This window comes from Leucobacter insecticola (assembly GCF_011382965.1).
GTDB classification, from domain to species: Bacteria; Actinomycetota; Actinomycetes; order Actinomycetales; family Microbacteriaceae; genus Leucobacter; species Leucobacter insecticola.
Genome location: NZ_CP049934.1, coordinates 1,032,889 through 1,047,738, shown reverse-complemented (window position 1 = coordinate 1,047,738; position 14,850 = coordinate 1,032,889). Strand labels below are relative to the sequence as shown.

15 protein-coding genes are annotated in these 14,850 nt (G+C 61.8%); 3 read left to right on the top strand and 12 right to left on the bottom strand.

Annotation, left to right across the window (positions count from 1 at the left end):
• Window positions 1–54: 54 nt before the first annotated feature.
• Complete coding sequence (mtrA, locus tag G7067_RS04815) at window positions 55–738, bottom strand: MtrAB system response regulator MtrA (protein ID WP_166322388.1); 684 nt, start codon at window positions 736–738, stop codon at window positions 55–57.
• A gap of 114 nt (window positions 739–852) precedes the next feature.
• Between mtrA and G7067_RS04810 the strand changes: the two genes are divergently transcribed.
• A complete protein-coding gene (locus G7067_RS04810) occupies window positions 853–1,497 on the top strand; it encodes an MIP/aquaporin family protein (protein WP_166322386.1) in 645 nt (214 codons plus the stop codon).
• Window positions 1,498–1,528: 31 nt separating this feature from the next.
• Here the strand turns inward: G7067_RS04810 and G7067_RS04805 are convergent, their stop codons facing one another.
• The 8 genes from G7067_RS04805 to manA form a co-directional block, all read right to left on the bottom strand.
• Window positions 1,529–1,954 carry a metallopeptidase family protein gene (locus G7067_RS04805; RefSeq protein ID WP_166322384.1) on the bottom strand — a complete coding sequence of 142 codons (426 nt, stop codon included), beginning with the start codon at window positions 1,952–1,954 and terminating at the stop codon, window positions 1,529–1,531.
• Window positions 1,955–1,978: 24 nt separating this feature from the next.
• Window positions 1,979–2,239, bottom strand: a complete 261-nt coding sequence (locus G7067_RS14135) for a hypothetical protein (RefSeq protein ID WP_244301265.1) — start codon at window positions 2,237–2,239, stop codon at window positions 1,979–1,981.
• On the bottom strand, window positions 2,233–3,366 hold the full coding sequence (locus tag G7067_RS04800) for a DUF5719 family protein (RefSeq protein ID WP_244301264.1): 1,134 nt from the start codon (window positions 3,364–3,366) through the stop codon (window positions 2,233–2,235). Before G7067_RS04800 ends, G7067_RS14135 begins: the two co-directional genes overlap by 7 nt.
• Window positions 3,363–3,701 (bottom strand): hypothetical protein, encoded by a 339-nt coding sequence (locus G7067_RS14130; RefSeq protein ID WP_244301263.1) that lies wholly within the window; start codon window positions 3,699–3,701, stop codon window positions 3,363–3,365. Before G7067_RS14130 ends, G7067_RS04800 begins: the two co-directional genes overlap by 4 nt.
• Window positions 3,695–5,050, bottom strand: coding sequence for a hypothetical protein (locus G7067_RS14125; RefSeq protein ID WP_244301262.1), 1,356 nt, complete (start codon window positions 5,048–5,050; stop codon window positions 3,695–3,697). The genes G7067_RS14130 and G7067_RS14125 overlap by 7 nt, the downstream gene beginning before the upstream one ends.
• Window positions 4,987–6,294: a glycosyltransferase family 2 protein gene (locus G7067_RS14120; RefSeq protein ID WP_244301261.1), complete on the bottom strand. Its 1,308-nt coding sequence runs from the start codon at window positions 6,292–6,294 to the stop codon at window positions 4,987–4,989. Before G7067_RS14120 ends, G7067_RS14125 begins: the two co-directional genes overlap by 64 nt.
• A gap of 70 nt (window positions 6,295–6,364) precedes the next feature.
• Window positions 6,365–6,604: a WhiB family transcriptional regulator gene (locus G7067_RS04790; RefSeq protein WP_244301330.1), complete on the bottom strand. Its 240-nt coding sequence runs from the start codon at window positions 6,602–6,604 to the stop codon at window positions 6,365–6,367.
• 266 nt (window positions 6,605–6,870) lie between these two features.
• On the bottom strand, window positions 6,871–8,166 hold the full coding sequence (manA, locus tag G7067_RS04785) for a mannose-6-phosphate isomerase, class I (RefSeq protein WP_166322380.1): 1,296 nt from the start codon (window positions 8,164–8,166) through the stop codon (window positions 6,871–6,873).
• A gap of 503 nt (window positions 8,167–8,669) precedes the next feature.
• On the opposite strand from manA, the gene G7067_RS04780 reads away from it, so the two are divergent.
• Together G7067_RS04780 and G7067_RS04775 are read left to right on the top strand one after the other, a co-directional pair.
• Window positions 8,670–9,614 carry an O-antigen ligase family protein gene (locus G7067_RS04780; RefSeq protein ID WP_244301260.1) on the top strand — a complete coding sequence of 315 codons (945 nt, stop codon included), beginning with the start codon at window positions 8,670–8,672 and terminating at the stop codon, window positions 9,612–9,614.
• Window positions 9,611–9,967 (top strand): hypothetical protein, encoded by a 357-nt coding sequence (locus G7067_RS04775; RefSeq protein ID WP_166322378.1) that lies wholly within the window; start codon window positions 9,611–9,613, stop codon window positions 9,965–9,967. The genes G7067_RS04780 and G7067_RS04775 overlap by 4 nt, the downstream gene beginning before the upstream one ends.
• Here the strand turns inward: G7067_RS04775 and G7067_RS04770 are convergent.
• The 3 genes from G7067_RS04770 to G7067_RS14115 form a co-directional block, all read right to left on the bottom strand.
• Window positions 9,964–12,147 (bottom strand): glycosyltransferase family 2 protein, encoded by a 2,184-nt coding sequence (locus G7067_RS04770; RefSeq protein ID WP_166322376.1) that lies wholly within the window; start codon window positions 12,145–12,147, stop codon window positions 9,964–9,966. The two genes, G7067_RS04775 and G7067_RS04770, sit on opposite strands and share 4 nt — an antisense overlap.
• 38 nt (window positions 12,148–12,185) lie before the next feature.
• Window positions 12,186–13,325 (bottom strand): UDP-galactopyranose mutase, encoded by a 1,140-nt coding sequence (gene glf, locus G7067_RS04765; RefSeq protein WP_166322374.1) that lies wholly within the window; start codon window positions 13,323–13,325, stop codon window positions 12,186–12,188.
• Window positions 13,326–14,339: 1,014 nt separating this feature from the next.
• On the bottom strand, window positions 14,340–14,726 hold the full coding sequence (locus G7067_RS14115; protein WP_244301259.1) for a hypothetical protein: 387 nt from the start codon (window positions 14,724–14,726) through the stop codon (window positions 14,340–14,342).
• Between the last annotated feature and the right edge of the window lie 124 nt (window positions 14,727–14,850).

Below are 14,850 nucleotides of genomic sequence, written 5' to 3'. Positions count from 1 at the left end.
AGTCGGCGCCAGCGTGCTGCGAAACGCGAACGCCTCCGAGAACCAGACACGGTTCTACTCAGCGGCAGTACCGGCGCGATACCCCACGCCGCGGACCGTCGTCACAATTGTGGGGTGATCCGGATCCAACTCAATCTTTGCGCGCAGTCGCTGCACATGCACATTCACCAACCGGGTGTCTGCCTTGTATTGATAGCCCCACACCTTTTCAAGCAACACCTCACGAGTGAAGACCTGCTGCGGTTTGCGGGCGAGGATCACCAGGAGGTCAAACTCCAGAGGTGTCAGCGGGATCGAAGTGGATCCTCGCCGCACCTCGTGCGCGGCAACGTCGATAGTGAGATCACCAATTCGGAGTATCTCCGCTGACTCCTGCTGGGGCTCACGCAACCTCGCCCGGATCCTAGCGATCAACTCTGCCGGGTTGAACGGCTTGACCACATAGTCGTCGGCACCGACTTCGAGCCCACGCACAACATCGCGGCTATCGGTGCGGGCCGTGAGCATGATGATCGGAACTCCAGACTCGGCGCGGATCCGCTCGCAGACCTCGATCCCGTCGAGGCTGGGCAGCATGACGTCTAGCAGCACCAGGTCCGGCCTCACCTCTCGGAATTTCTCCACGGCATCGGCCCCGTCTGCCGAGTGCTCCGTTTCGAATCCCTCCGCTTGCAACACCATGCCAAGCATTTCCGCCAGAGCCCTGTCGTCGTCAACCACCAAGATCCGTGCGCTCATGAATCCCATTATGTCGGGAACTGATGTGAAAGTGTTCTCCCCGCTCCGTCCCAAGGTTTGCAATAATGAGCAAACGCTAAATATTCTCAAAGATCCCCTGAAAGAGAGTCAACGATGACCGGCATAGCTCGCAGTGCATTCGCCGAGGGACTGGCCACATTCCTCTTCGTGTTCGCCATTGTCGCTGCAATCAACAACGCAGGCGACTTCACTCCGCTCGTCATTGGCTTTATGTTGATGGTGCTCATCTTCGCAACCGGCCATATCTCTGGCGCCCACCTCAACCCGGCGGTCTCGCTCGGCGCGTTCCTGCGCGGGGCACTCAGCGGGGCAGGCCTCTTGGCGTACATCGTTGCCCAGGTCATTGGTGGCGTTCTCGGAGCGCTGCTGAGTACCGTGCTCTGGGCCCGCGCCGCGGCTCCCGTCGAGATCGAGGTCGGCCCGGCCTTCCTCGTGGAGACGCTCTTCACCTTTGTCCTCGTCTACGTCGTCTTGAATGTCGCTACCTCGAAGGATCACCCAAACAATTCCTTCTACGGGCTCGCCATCGGTTCAACGGTGTTTGTGGGCGCAGCCACGGTGGGCAGCATTTCTGGTGGCGGGTTCAACCCCGCGGTCGCCATCGACCTCGCCATCAGTGGTCAGTTCGCATGGGGAAGTATCTGGCTGTACATCCTCGCGCCGCTTGTTGGCGCACTGCTCGCAGCCCTCGCATTCCGCATGCTCAACACGCACGATCTGGAGAAGGCTGCGGAGTAGGGCTCCGTCGCCGCCCCGACGGAGGGGTGCGTCAGTAGTGGTCGAAGCGGCCTGGGAGCAACTCCCACGGTTCGCGTCCGAGGTATTCACACACGGCGCGATACACGCAGTGTTCTACAAAGTATCGGCGATGCTCATCATCGTTGACGTGGAGCCCACGGGCCCGCTGGATCGGCATACGAAACAGCATGATCGTCTGTGAAGCCCGATCAATGGAGTACAGCAGCGGCAGCTGACTCTCGCCAGTGCCGCTCGGCGCGGTCTGAAAACCAATTTGCACACCGTCGAGTTCTTCAGGAAACAGCACCTGCAGCATCTCCACCACGCCGCGCGCATCACTCTCGAACCTCGCAAAGCGGCTTCTGGGATCGGGCAACCCCGGTCCGGTCATTGAGGATCGCATGGTGCGTCGCCCGTGCCTGCGACTCGCACTCGACTGCGCCTCTCGACTCACCATAGCTTCCAGTGTAGAGGCGTCACGCTACCGCGTATAGACGATGAGCTCACCCTCACGGGCGTCACCCGTCTGCACGGGGTAGCTGGCAATATCGCCGCCGCTGACGTAACGCACACCGGCACTCACCGGCGCCGAGCTCGTCAGCACCGCGCTGCCACCGTCGGCTACGACGGCAGCCCCCGCCGGCACCGTAACCGTGCGGGGCTTGCCCTTGTCTCCGGCAAGCTCCACTTTCGCTTCGGTGTCTCCGATGTTCGCAATGACCAGGCTGCCACCGGCTACCACGGGAACGGCAACCGGGGAATCAGCCGCGAGAATGGGGCGGGCGTAAACCAGGTGTAGTCCCGTTCCTTCCCAGCTTGCGCAGATCCGAGCACCCCGGCGATGACGGGCACATCCGCTTCGATCACGACGGCGTTGGCGCCCTCGGGCCAGTGTTCAACGTAGAGCTCACCGATCCCACTCGATGCGAGCTGAATTTCACCGAGGACGGTCGCATTGCCCTTCGCATCGATCGCTCGAGCCGTGGCGGTACCGGCTTCACCCCCCGGGGCGAGCACCCGCACCTCAACCCCGAAAAGATCCGCCTCTCCCACATCGCCAGCGCCCTGCTCATGCTCGCTCACGTTGGCTACTCCGGGCACCACCAGCGTCTTCGACGGTGCGGCCTGAGCGGTAACGGTATCAACAGCGTATGGAGTGATGCCCTCCAGGTGTCCCACCCCGAGGGTGGCAGAAACGGGAGCTCCGGTACTCACAATACGCACAGCGAGGCGTTCGCGCTCGGGAGCGTAGCCGTTCAAAGAGATCGTCTGCTCAGTGCCAGGAGACACCAGCACTGCTGCGGTCTGCACAGCATCAACCTCGCCGCTCTCATCAAACACCGTGATCTGCACTGTCGCGGGCACTTCCCCGGGGTTAGCGAGGCTCAGAGTCGTGGATACGCCAATCGTTGAAGACCCCCCGAGCAGCCACTGCTCATTCAGCGGCTCGGTGCAGGCGCTGGCGGCAACACCGCGAAGCGTCTCAGTTTGCACGGCCTGAATCTGGGCTGCCGCGAAGACCTCGTTGACCGGGGCCTTGAGCACGGTCGGCAGACCCTCTCCGCCCTCGGAACGAGCAAGCTCGGAAGTCTCACTCGCTGCCCCAGCAACCGTCACTGCGGGTGCGCTCGTCGGAATCGCTACGCCCGGGCGGCTTGGATCCGCGCCAAGTTCGGAGAAGGATCCCGCACACACGAGGGTACGATCCGTGTTGTGGGTGGTGTCGACCGCGAGTGCCAGTGGCTCCCGGTTGACAGCGGGAAGGGTGACACTGCCGAGCAGCACGATGGCGGTCGCAGAAACGCCAACCACCAGAAGGCCGACGATCGCGCGAACACTTCCGCGCAAAATTCGCGATTGCTCGCTCATCGTTCACCTCCGTCCGTAGGAACCTGATCCTGATCAATAGCTGGCTCGCTCGCGGCAGGATCCTGCGCGGGCTGATCCTGCGCGGGATCCTCGCGCGATGGCGAAGAAGCAACCTCGCCCGCCGCTGTGTTTTGAGCCTCGCGTCGCTTCCGCCGCGAGGGGCGCTTACGCCGTTCCGGCCGCCAGGTCACCTCTCCCGTCGGCAGCGCGAGCAAAAGCATGGCGAGCACAACGGCGAGCTGCACGACCCAAATGGTCTGACCGCTCAGCGAGGTACCGTCAAGGCTCGCGGTCGAGTCTCCGCTCGCTTCGACATCAGCCTCGGGGCTCACCACACGCCACAGCAGCCCCTGTTCGGTGGCACCGGCGCTTGCGAGTGAACTGTGCTGATCGAAGACCCTCTGCAGTTCGGCCCGTTCGCCATCGTCGCCGCCATCGCGAAGCAACACGTGCCCGACCCGTTGCTCGTCCAGCATCTCGTCCACCTCGGGACCCCCGACGCTTGCGAGGCCTGCCACAAGGTTTGCAAGGTCTCGGTCTGCGGCGGTTTCAGTGGGAGGGGCTTCCGCGGTGCGAATTTGATCGAGCCGCAACCCTGTTCCAGTAATGAGCTCAGCACGAACGCTGTGGGAGTCTTCGGCGGTAAGCACCAGAGTGCGCACACCGGGATCACTTTCCCCCGCGGCCTGCACGAGTGCGGGCATCTGAGAGGTTCCGCTACTGAAGGGGTGTCGTTCACCACGAGCTTGCCCGCGACCGGGAACACCGCGACGAGGGCTGCAACGAGAGCAACTGAGACAACGGGAGCCGCCGCACGGCGCAGCGTGCCCGCTCCGACCGCGGCGAGGCTAAGGAGCGCGAGCCAGTAGACCGCAAGACCTGAGCCCGTCCAGAGGGCGACGCTTTCGCTGCCCACCGCGGTCAGGTGCAGCTGCGCGGATGCGAGCGTCGTGAGCATGCCAAGTCCGCCAAGGAGCGCGCTCAGCACAGTGACCATCACGCGGCCAGTGAAAAGACCCAGCAGCGCGAGCAAGGCGAGCGGGAGCATCAGCACACCAACGAGCAGGGTGGCCGGCGGGCCTCCCAGACCCACGGCATCAAGAATCGAGGCCCAGCCTTCGAGACCAAACGTTGGGAATCCGAGCAGCATGTGCCAGGGTGTAGCCGGGTCGAAGGGCAGACTGATTCCCGGATCGATCAGCAGATCGAGCGGTTGGCCGTTGACGAAGCTGGTGACGATCTTGGGCGCAAAGAGCACGAGTGGCACAACCGCGGTGGCGAGCACGCGCCCGATGCTGCGGAGGCTGGTGAACAGCCCCACGACGAGGAGCACAAGCGCTGCCGGAATGAGCACTGGCGCCGCAGCGAGCGCAACCGCAGCCAGCAGCGAAGCAGTACCGGCCCAGCTCCAGGACTCGCGGGCCCGGGTGGCTGCGATCAGCAGCCAGGGCAGCACCATCGTCAGCACGAGCGTTGGAAGGTGCCCACCTTGTAGCGAGCCGAGCAGCACCGGACTCATGGCAAAGCCGAGGCCCGCAAGTGCCCGGCCAGCCTTTGATTCGGTGAGCTGAGCTGCCCATAGCCAGCCGCCAAGAGCTGTGACCGGGATCGATCCGATCATCAGCACCACGACGATGAACGAGGGTTCCAGAAGGTCAGCGAGCCGAGTAGCGCAAGCACCCACGTAAAGGGATCCGCAGGTACCCCGTCAATCACGCGAGTGTTGTTCCACAGTTCACCGATTGAGCTGAGCGGCGCAAGCTCTCCTCCGGCGAGGCTTGAGTACGCAAATGACCACCAGGTCAGCGCAACTGCGAGCACGGCGGCGGCGGTGAGTACGGCGAGTCCACCGGTGGAAATGAAGTGCAGCTCGCGGCGCTGTCGCCCAGCGGAGGCAAGGATCGCTTCCCGGTCGATCATGCGCGCCGTTCGCACACTCTTGGGGTCCACTCGGAGCTGCCTGATGGCGGGCCATCCCACCGTTGACTGCTGCTTGATCCGCCGCCGCGAAGCAAGGATCGCCTGCGGCCTGAAGAACACCGCGAATGCCGACGCCACTTCCCCGAGAATATGACCTGGCTGCTCACGAATCAGCGCCCAGAAAACCCGGAAGAGCGCGAAGAGGGGAAGCCCCAGCCACTCAAAAAAAGCAACCGCTGCGGGCGCGTAGGCGATCCTGCGATGCAGGTGCGCGGTGCGGGCTTGTCGGTGCGCCTGGCGCATGACCGAGCGCTTCCGATCGATACGCGGGCCACCAACGCCGCTCTGAGCAAACCGCACGCGCGAGTCGGGCGCGACCTCAACGCGGTGGCCGGCGAGTCTTGCGCGCACGCAGAAGTCAAGCCCGTCATCGTAGACGGTGAGCGCAGGATCAAACCCACCGAGCTGTTCCCAGATGTCTCGTCGAACGAGCATGCCGACCGGCCCCACGCCCAGCACGTCTTGCATGTGGTCGTACTGTTGCTGGTCGAGTTCCTGTCGTCGCTGGGTCCAGCGAGCCCCGTAGCGGGTCAGACTCTGGCCGAGCTCGATAATGCGGTCTGGGCGGTCCCAGTCAACAAGCTTCGGGCCCGCAACCACCACGGAAGGCGCACGCTGCACCCGATTCAAGATGTGTTCGAGTGCTTCGGGCTCTGGGCAGGAGTCTTCGGTGAGTAACCAGATCCACTCGGAAGAGAGATCACCGGTGACGACGCTCGTCTGCACCCCCTGCCGCACGGCTTGCCCGAAGGAGACGCGGGAACTGATGCCCACCACCCCATCGGCGCCGCTCGACCGCAGTTGCTCGGCAACCTTGTCTGATCCACCGTTGTTCACGGCAATAACGGCCGCGGGGGCACGGGTCTGAGACGCGATTCCCGCGATGGTCTGGTCAAGCCACTCGCCGCCGCGATTCGCGACGAGGATGGCGGTCACTCTGGTGCGCATGTCGGCCTCAGTCTATGCAGCAAATGTTGGCGCACCCTGTAGGCCATGCCGGGAAACCGCAGGGGAATCGCTACATCGCCTCTCGACGGAGGCGCCGGCGCTCGCGCTCGGAGAGGCCTCCCCAAATACCAAAACGTTCGTCGTTCTCGAGTGCATACTCAAGGCACTCTGAACGAACCTCGCAGCCATCACAGATCCGCTTCGCATCGCGAGTGGATCCGCCCTTCTCCGGAAAAAATGCCTCGGGATCCGTCTGCGCACACAGCGCGTCCGTCTGCCAGGAGAGCGCTTCGTCCTCAGGCTTACGCACTCCGGGAACACCGAGGAAGACGGGATCAACGAACCAATTACCAGGAACGGGAGTGTGTGAGGAATCGCGCACCGATCACTCCTAACTTTTCCCAAGCTGTGCACCATCTGCACGGCGATAGTGACAATTACACCGTTGTGATTCGCTCAAGTCAAGCCAGAGAGTGTAAACCCTCAAGCGTCGCTTGAGGGTCATTGACGCGCTGGTGTGTCTGAAATGTATTTTTAGACCCCGTATTCGCAGTCATATAAACAAAATAGCGGTCTCTAAAGATTTTCTCCACGGATGTGATGGTTATTCGAGAGGGCTTCGCCGACCGTCGCAATGAACGCCTCGCCCTCACCGGTGAGACTGATCGGCTCACCGGCTGAGACGTAAAGCGACTGCCCGCGCCGAACACTCGCGACCTCGGCGAGGTCCGCCTGACGCTCGACCCTCACCCGCCCTTCGGTCACCACCAGCACAAGGGGATGATCCGCCGCCACAGACACCGCGGGCGCACGGTCGCGAGACTTCCGCTCATTTTCCTCTTCGCACAGCCGCGCCCGCATGAGCTGGAAATCAGGTACCGGCGGTCGCCAGACAACAAGCCCGGGCGCTAGCGGCTCGTGCGGAAAGCGCGGCTCGGAAAGCTCACAGGTGTCGACGATGCGACAGAGTTCAGGCACATCGACATATTTCTCGGTGAGACCCGCGCGCAACACATTGTCGGAAGAGGCCATCACCTCGACCGCGATCCCGCCGACGTAGGCGTGCAACTGCCGCGCTTGGAGGAAGATCGCGTCCCCCGGGGCAAGCCGCACGAAATGCAAAAGAAGCGAAACGAGGATGCCAGGATCCCCCGGATGGGTCTCGGATAGGGTCCGCAACACACTCAGCCGGTCAGGATCCAGTTCACCGTGTGACTCCAGCTCCGGGTCTTCAGCCGCACTCGTAGCGACTGCGGCGAGCGCATCAAGCGCTTCCGCGACCACCGGATCCCCGCTGAACACCCAGTCCAGGAAGTCACGGCGCGCCGCAGCCGCCTCGCCACGAGAGAGCCGTTCAGCGACGCTCGCGAGCGCGACCGCATGCTTGCCCCGGGTAACCGAGGCGAATGCTTGGAGATCCCTCCGCGCCGCACTCAGAGAACGAAACCCGCTCAGAGCCGACACCTCACTGAGAGCAACAAGCAACTCGGGCTTGTGGTGTGGATCACCGTAGTTTCGTTCGCGAGCGTCTGGCGACACGCCCGCGGCCTCTTCAGCAGCAAATCCCGCAGCCGCCTGCGCACTATCAGGGTGCACCTGCAGAGAAAGGGGCGCGCCGATCGCAAGCACCTTCAGCAGAAATGGCACCCGCGCACCGTCAAAGCCATAGCGTTCAGGATCACTCTCGATGAGATCGATCAGGGTCTGCATGCTCGACGATGCCTGCGTCACCGCAGCCGGGTGACCGGGGTGGGCACCCAGCCAGAGCTCGGCTTGCGGCTGGCCTGTAGCGGGGGTTCCCAGCAGATCAGACAGCGCATCAGCCTGACCCCACGCGTACGCACGCGGAGTATTCTCGATGAAGATCAGCACGCAGCTCCTCGAAAGATTTGGCCAGTGTATCCAGACGCACACACGCCATGCTCTACCATACCGACTATGGCGGAAAGCAAGACGAGACTGGGTGTGAGCGCCTACGCGATCGGCGTGTTCGTTTTCGCGCTCGGAAGCAACGGCGTGAGAAACCTGGTCGGGTGGCCTGCGTTTTTGATCCTCGCCGCAGCATTGACGGCAACGGGCGTGGTGATGTTTATCAGGCTCAAGCCCGAACGCTTTCGCTGGTACCGCTTGCCCGCCCCGATCTACTGGTTCCTCGTGATCGCGGCACTGTCGATCATCTGGTCGCAGTATCGCTTTGAGAGCGTGCTCGGCGTGCTCGCTCAACTCGCCACCACGATCCTCGCCGTAGTGCTCGCCTTCATTCTGAGCTGGCACGAGGTGCTGCGCACCCTCGGCTCTGCACTGCGCTACCTGATCGGGCTGTCGCTCTTGTTTGAGCTGTGGGTTGCGATCTTCGTTCGTGCTCCGCTGCTGCCTTGGTTTCTGGAAGCGCCCGAAGGGGAAAGACTCCCAAACTTCTGTTCTGGAGCCGCGACCTCCTCTTCAGCGGCGGACCCATCCAGGGCGTCGTCGCGAGCTCCGTACTGCTCGGCTTTCTCGCGCTGCTCGGCGTTATCGTCTTTGCTATCCAACTCCGAGCGGGCCTCGTGCGCCCCGTGGGCGGCTGGTTCTGGCTGCTGCTGTCGATCGCCACGCTGCTGCTCACGAGAGGCGCTACCGTCTGGGTCGCCCTCGCGGCGGTCATCGTGGGGCTTGGGATCGCGCTCTGGGCTCGCCGCCTCGGGCCGGAACGGCGCGTGCCGCTCTATGTCACTACGGTCGCGATCATCACTGCGGTCATCGCGCTCACGGTTTTCGCCCGCGATTTCGTCTTCGGATTGCTCGGCAAGAGCGGCGACATGACCGGGCGCCTCGAGACCTGGCATAAGGTGATCGATCTCGCCGAGCAGCGGCCATGGTTCGGCTGGGGCTGGGTGAGCTACTGGGCACCGTGGGTCGAGCCCTTCAAGAGCCTTGACCAAAAGGCCGGGTTGCCGGTGATGAGCGCCCACAACGCGTGGCTCGACGTCTGGCTGCAGCTCGGCATCGTCGGGGTGCTCGCGTTTGCCCCGCTCGTGGTACTCACGATGTGGCGTGTGTGGTTCCGTGCGGTGGATCCGCCCCGCCGCGGCTACGGCCCGGCACTGCCCTACGCCACCAGCGCGCTGTGGCCGTACCTCGTCATGATCGCGTTGATCGTGCAGTCACTCACTGAGAGCAGGTTGCTGATCGAGGGCAATTGGGTGCTGCTCATCTTGATCGCGGTGAAATCACGCTTCGATTTTCAGCTGCCCTCTCTCGACGCCGAGCCAACCAAAATTCCTTGGCGACGTGTACCGATTCCGCACGAGACTCGCCCCGTCCAGATTCGCAAGCCATGATCCTGACAACGGAACGACTTCTGAAGTTGCGGGCTGATGCTCACCTCGAACGCCAGACGATCATGGAACACCGCGTACGCGACGGCGAGGATCCCGCAATCGCCTACGCGGAGACGCCCGAGGTCGACGATTTCGTCGTGCTTGCGATCCGCGACGAGATGCTCGAGGATCGCGGCCAGCTGGCCGAGTTTGCGCTCGCCAGGCTCGCAGCGCTCGCGGGCGGCCCCGAGGCTGCCGAGCACCAGCGCGCCACCGATCGGGTCGAGTTTGAACTGATGCGCGACATTGCAGCGGCCGTTCCGGAACTCACGGTGGCCGTGTGGCGGGTGAGCGACCGGCTCGATGTCGGCTAGTCCTTCTTGCGCCTCGTGCTTGACGATTCTTGAGACAGGGCTTCGATCTGGCTCTCCAACTCCTTCAACTGCATGGCCTGATCCCCGAGGCCCTGCTGGAGGTTCGAGGTGATGGCGTCGAGCCTCGCAAGGATCCCACGCTGCGTCTGCGCCGTCGGCGACAGCCTGAGCGTTACGCGGCGCATGACCGCGCGGACGGTCATCCCCAGCTTGAGGACTATCCTCTGCAACGCCGGCACCTTTCGCAGTTTGTACAGGTAGCCGGGAAGCACCTTTCGCGCAATGTCATCGTAGACCCGCGGGTCAAGCCGTGAAAGCTCCTTCTGGTTCTTCACAAGGAAGAGCCTGAGCCCACGCCAGATAGACTCGTGATCGCTGCGCTTCGAAAATCGCATCGCAAGATCGATGTGACGCCCCAGCAATTCAAGGTAGTAGCGTCCGTACTTCTTGCCGAGATCCAGCTGTTCCAAGAATTCAAAGAGCTTGAACGCGATGTCGATGTGATCCTTCGCAGAATTGGATCCCGCGAAGGTTCCCGTCATGATTGCGCCATGACGCCGGAGGTACGTGTGAATCGGCTTGTTCGGATCAAGGAAATGGCTGCGCGAAATAACCCAGGCATACGCATTGAAGAAGTATGCATCTTCATACTTCAGTCCGTCCGGGAACCAGATATTGTTGTCTTTCACAACGGCGGAATCGTAGAGTTTGTTCCAGACGTGTACATCGACCCAACGCAGGAGCTCCGGCGTTACCTTCTCATCGCCGTTGAACTTCGCACGGACATAGTGTTCATCAGCGATCTGTTCAACGGCCGACCGTAAGCCGTCCTCGAACTCGACACGGCTGCTACCAACCACAAGTTCAACGTCCCGCTCCGTCATGGCGGTGTAGAGTCGCTCAATTGCGTCGGGGTCGAAAGTATCATCGCTGTCCAGGAACGCCATGTAATCGGCCTGAGAGCGGTGGATGCCGACGTTGCGCGCGGCGGAGAGCCCACGATTCTCCTGAGTGAAAAAACGGATGCGCGGATCGGTCTTCGCATACTCCTCAACGATCGCCGCTGAGCCGTCAGTGGAGCCGTCATCAATCGCGATGACTTCAATCTCCGTGAGCGTCTGAGCAAGGATCGACTCGAGGCTTGCTCGCACGAATCGCTCAACGTTGTATACCGGGAAGATCACGGAGACCTTCGCACGCGAGCTTGCCTCTTTACGGGCGATCATCATCTCGGGGTTATGGATGAGCTCAGAGATTTCGCGCACTCGGCTCGCATCGCAGTACTCAAAGTTAAACACGCCCGACTCGTAGTCAGCACGGTATTCTTTCGAGGCCTGGCGAATGAAGTCGGCCGCAAGCGTGGGGTTCAACCTCTCAATATTCCAGTCGTAGCCACCCCACTTGCACATTCGCATCAGCTTCAAAAGCTCAGTGGGTTCCGAGATGCGCTCACGAAGATAGCGCTCGATCTCCAAGTACTCTTCCGAAACGCAGAAAGTCTTCCCGGGATCATTGACTGAAGATCCCTCACTGTCGCGACGGTAGTGCAGATATGCCTCACGGGTATAGAACACTCGCGAGGCCGCAGCCCACACCTTAAACGTAAACGCCGTGTCTTGGTATGACGCCCCCGGTGTCGGGAGGAAACGAATATCGTTCGAGTTGAGGAAGTCACGTCGGTACAGCGCGGACCAGATCGAAGGCTGCTGGAAGAAAATGTGAACGTTGTTGCGAGGGTAAATCACCCGCCCGGCCTCATCATCGCGAATGAGGTGGGACTTCAGCCCGTTCAACCCTTTCTTCTTCGGGTTGGTGTAGTAGTTGAAGAACTCACTCTTTACGACCTCGACGTCGTTCGCGACTGCCATCTCGTAGAGTTTTTCGAGCATGTCGAGCTCTGCCCGGTCATCGGACTCGATGATCGCGATGAAATCACCGGTGGCACGGTCAAGACCCTGGTTCATTGAGTCGCCATACCCCGAGTTCGCCTTGTCGATGACAACGACGCGTGAATCTCTGCGCGCGTACTCTTCGATGATCTTGAGAGAGCCATCGGTCGAACCATCGTTCAGGCAGATGATTTCAAGATCGCGAAACGTCTGGTTGACAACGCTATCGAGGCACTCACGAAGATACTTCTCAACGTTGAAGATCGGAACGAGGACGGAGATTTTTGGCATGTTGGCTTTCGTCAGAGGGGCGGCAGAAGACACGCGAACTAGAGCAGTTCCTGAAGCTTGTTGTTATACATCGACAGGGCAGAACCGATCGCCATGTGCATGTCGAGGTACTGGTAGGTTCCGAGCCGGCCGCCGAAGAGCACCTGCGACTCGGCCTCCGCGAGTTCGCGGTACTGCAGCAGACGCTCCCGGTCTTCGGGAGTATTCACTGGATAATAAGGCTCGTCGTCACGGCTCGCAAAACGCGAGAATTCGCGCATGATCACCGTCTTGTCGCTCGGATACTCGCGCTCGGGATGGAAGTGGCGGAACTCGTGGATGCGAGTGTACGGAACGTCGGATCCCGCGTAGTTCATCACGCTGGTGCCCTGGAAGTCGCCGGTCTGCAGGACCTCCTGCTCGAAATCAAGCGTGCGCCAACCGAGCTCGCCCTTCGCGTAATCGAAGTAGCGATCAACCGGGCCCGTGTACACGACGGGGATCTTGCCAACGACCTCACGCTTGTTGAGCGGCTGCGATTCATCAAAGAAATCCGTGTTCAGCCGAACCTCAATGTTGGGGTGATCCGCCATCTTCTCAAGCCATGCGGTGTAGCCGTCAACGGGCAAACCCTCGTAGGTGTCGTTGAAGTAGTGATTGTCATAGTTGTAGCGAACCGGCAGACGGCTGATGACCTCGGCGGGCAGTTCCGTCGTGGGGGTCTGCCACTGCTTTTCGGTGTAGTCCTTGATGAACGCCTCATAGAGGGGGCGCCCGATCAGGGAGATGCCCTTTTCTTCAAGGTTCTTCGCGCTCTTGGTGTCAAACTCGGTTGCCTGCTCTGCGATCACCCGGCGTGCTTCGTCGGGCCCATAGGCCGCGCGGAAGAACTGGTTGATGGTGCCGAGGTTGATCGGCAGGGGATAGACCTCACCTTTGAAGTTCGAGTACACCTTGTGCTCGTAGTTCGTAAAGCTTGTGAACCGGTTGACATATTCCCACACGGTCTCGTTCGAGGTATGGAAGAGGTGCGCGCCATACCGGTGCACCTCGATGCCGGTCTCCGGCTCGGCCTCCGAGTACGCGTTGCCCCCGATATGCGAGCGGCGGTCAATCACCACGACCCGTTTTCCGTCGTTTGCGGCACGTTCCGCGATCGTGAGTCCAAAGAAGCCTGAGCCTACAACCAAAAGATCCATGACTGATAGCTTACGGGGCAATTGCGGCGTGCAATCTCAGTTTGGCTACGTGCTCTCTCTTTCTGCCGCCTGCTTCCACCCTCGCCAGATTCAGGCGCGGGCTAATGATTCATCTTCGTGTCGAAAGCTGGGACCCTTGCCGACAGGCCATTTCGATAGAATCACCCGTATGGAGAATCGGCGAGCAGCGATGCAGGACCGTCTGTGAACCGTCATGCTCTGCCCGGCTGGATGAATAGGCTCATCGACGGAATCGCGGACTCCCCCACCAGCCTCCTCGGACGTCTCGCCGCTCGCCGTCTCGGGAGACCCGCACCGCGGGGCACGGTCGGAGTCACCTCCTTTGCCGAAGCCGGAACCAGGGTGCTCATTGCCCCGGTGAACTATTCGGGGCAGGGAAGAGCCTGGGCGGCAGCCCTTGAATCCGCGCACGAAAACCTCTCAGCACGCAACATGGCGGTTGACGTGCCGGGCGGGTTCTCGTTCCATTCCGATCTTGTCGTCCCCGTGGGCACTTATCACAATGACCCCGATTGGCAGCGGCGGCAGCTGGCTGCAGCGAGCCGCGCCACGCACGTGCTGATTGAAGCCGAGGAACCCCCGTTCGGCAGACTCTTCGGTAGGTCGCTGCGAGCGCAAGCCACCGCGCTCAGCGAGAAGGGCGTTGATCTCGCCTACCTCGCACACGGTGTCGACGTGCGACTCCCCTCGCGGCACCGAGACATCAACGAGTGGTCATATTTCCACGACCCCAGCGTGTACGCAGCACGCACCGAGATGCTCGCGCGGCGCAACATCGAGTTCCTTCACAACTGCGGGCACCCGGTATTCATCTCTACCCCGGATCTGCTCGTCGATCTGCCCTCAGCGATCTGGTGTCCGGTGGCCGTCGACCTTGCTCGCTGGGAAGGAGAACGCCCCTCCCGCGAGCCGGGCGCTCCCCTTCGTGTCGTGCATGCTCCCTCGATCGCCGCGGTAAAGGGAACCGACCTCATCGTTCCCACGATGGAGCGATTACACCACGAGGGCGTCATTCGTTTTGAGTTGATCCAGGGGGTCCCCTCCGAGCAGATGCCCGCCGTGCTCCGCAACGCTGATGTCGTGCTCGACCAGTTTCGGCTTGGTGCCTACGGAGTCGTGGCATGCGAGGCAATGGCTGCCGGGTGCGTCGTGGTGGGCCATATCTCGCAACAGGTACGCCAGACAGTGCTTACCGAGACAGGACACAGATTGCCCATTATTGAGGCGACACCGGCTACGCTTGAGCAGGAGATTCGGACGCTGGCGCAAGATCCACGCCTGATTGATCGCCAAACGGCCGGTGCTCAGTTCGTGCGCGAGGTCCACGATGGTCGCCTGGCGGCACGTGCTCTCCTTGACCACTGGATCAACCCCGATCATCCGGCTACCGCCCCACCCAACCCGAGGAGGACGACAGTGCATCCCATCGCTGAGCGTCTATGGACTTCTGCTCCTAAGCGGCTGCAGGATGCGATCGCCACCGCCGTCGATCGCGCGGCGGGTG

What these genes read in the sequence shown, in the direction of transcription:
- G7067_RS14120 (WP_244301261.1), bottom strand. Translation starts at nt 6,294, where the DNA reads ATGCGCACCAGAGTGACCGCCATCCTCGTCGCGAATCGCGGCGGCGAG.
- glf (WP_166322374.1), bottom strand. Translation starts at nt 13,325, where the DNA reads ATGGATCTTTTGGTTGTAGGCTCAGGCTTCTTTGGACTCACGATCGCG.
- G7067_RS04770 (WP_166322376.1), bottom strand. Translation starts at nt 12,147, where the DNA reads ATGCCAAAAATCTCCGTCCTCGTTCCGATCTTCAACGTTGAGAAGTAT.
- G7067_RS04800 (WP_244301264.1), bottom strand. Translation starts at nt 3,366, where the DNA reads ATGAGCGAGCAATCGCGAATTTTGCGCGGAAGTGTTCGCGCGATCGTC.
- G7067_RS04810 (WP_166322386.1), top strand. Translation starts at nt 853, where the DNA reads ATGACCGGCATAGCTCGCAGTGCATTCGCCGAGGGACTGGCCACATTC.
- G7067_RS04775 (WP_166322378.1), top strand. Translation starts at nt 9,611, where the DNA reads ATGATCCTGACAACGGAACGACTTCTGAAGTTGCGGGCTGATGCTCAC.
- G7067_RS14115 (WP_244301259.1), bottom strand. Translation starts at nt 14,726, where the DNA reads ATGATCGGGGTTGATCCAGTGGTCAAGGAGAGCACGTGCCGCCAGGCG.
- G7067_RS04805 (WP_166322384.1), bottom strand. Translation starts at nt 1,954, where the DNA reads ATGGTGAGTCGAGAGGCGCAGTCGAGTGCGAGTCGCAGGCACGGGCGA.
- mtrA (WP_166322388.1), bottom strand. Translation starts at nt 738, where the DNA reads ATGAGCGCACGGATCTTGGTGGTTGACGACGACAGGGCTCTGGCGGAA.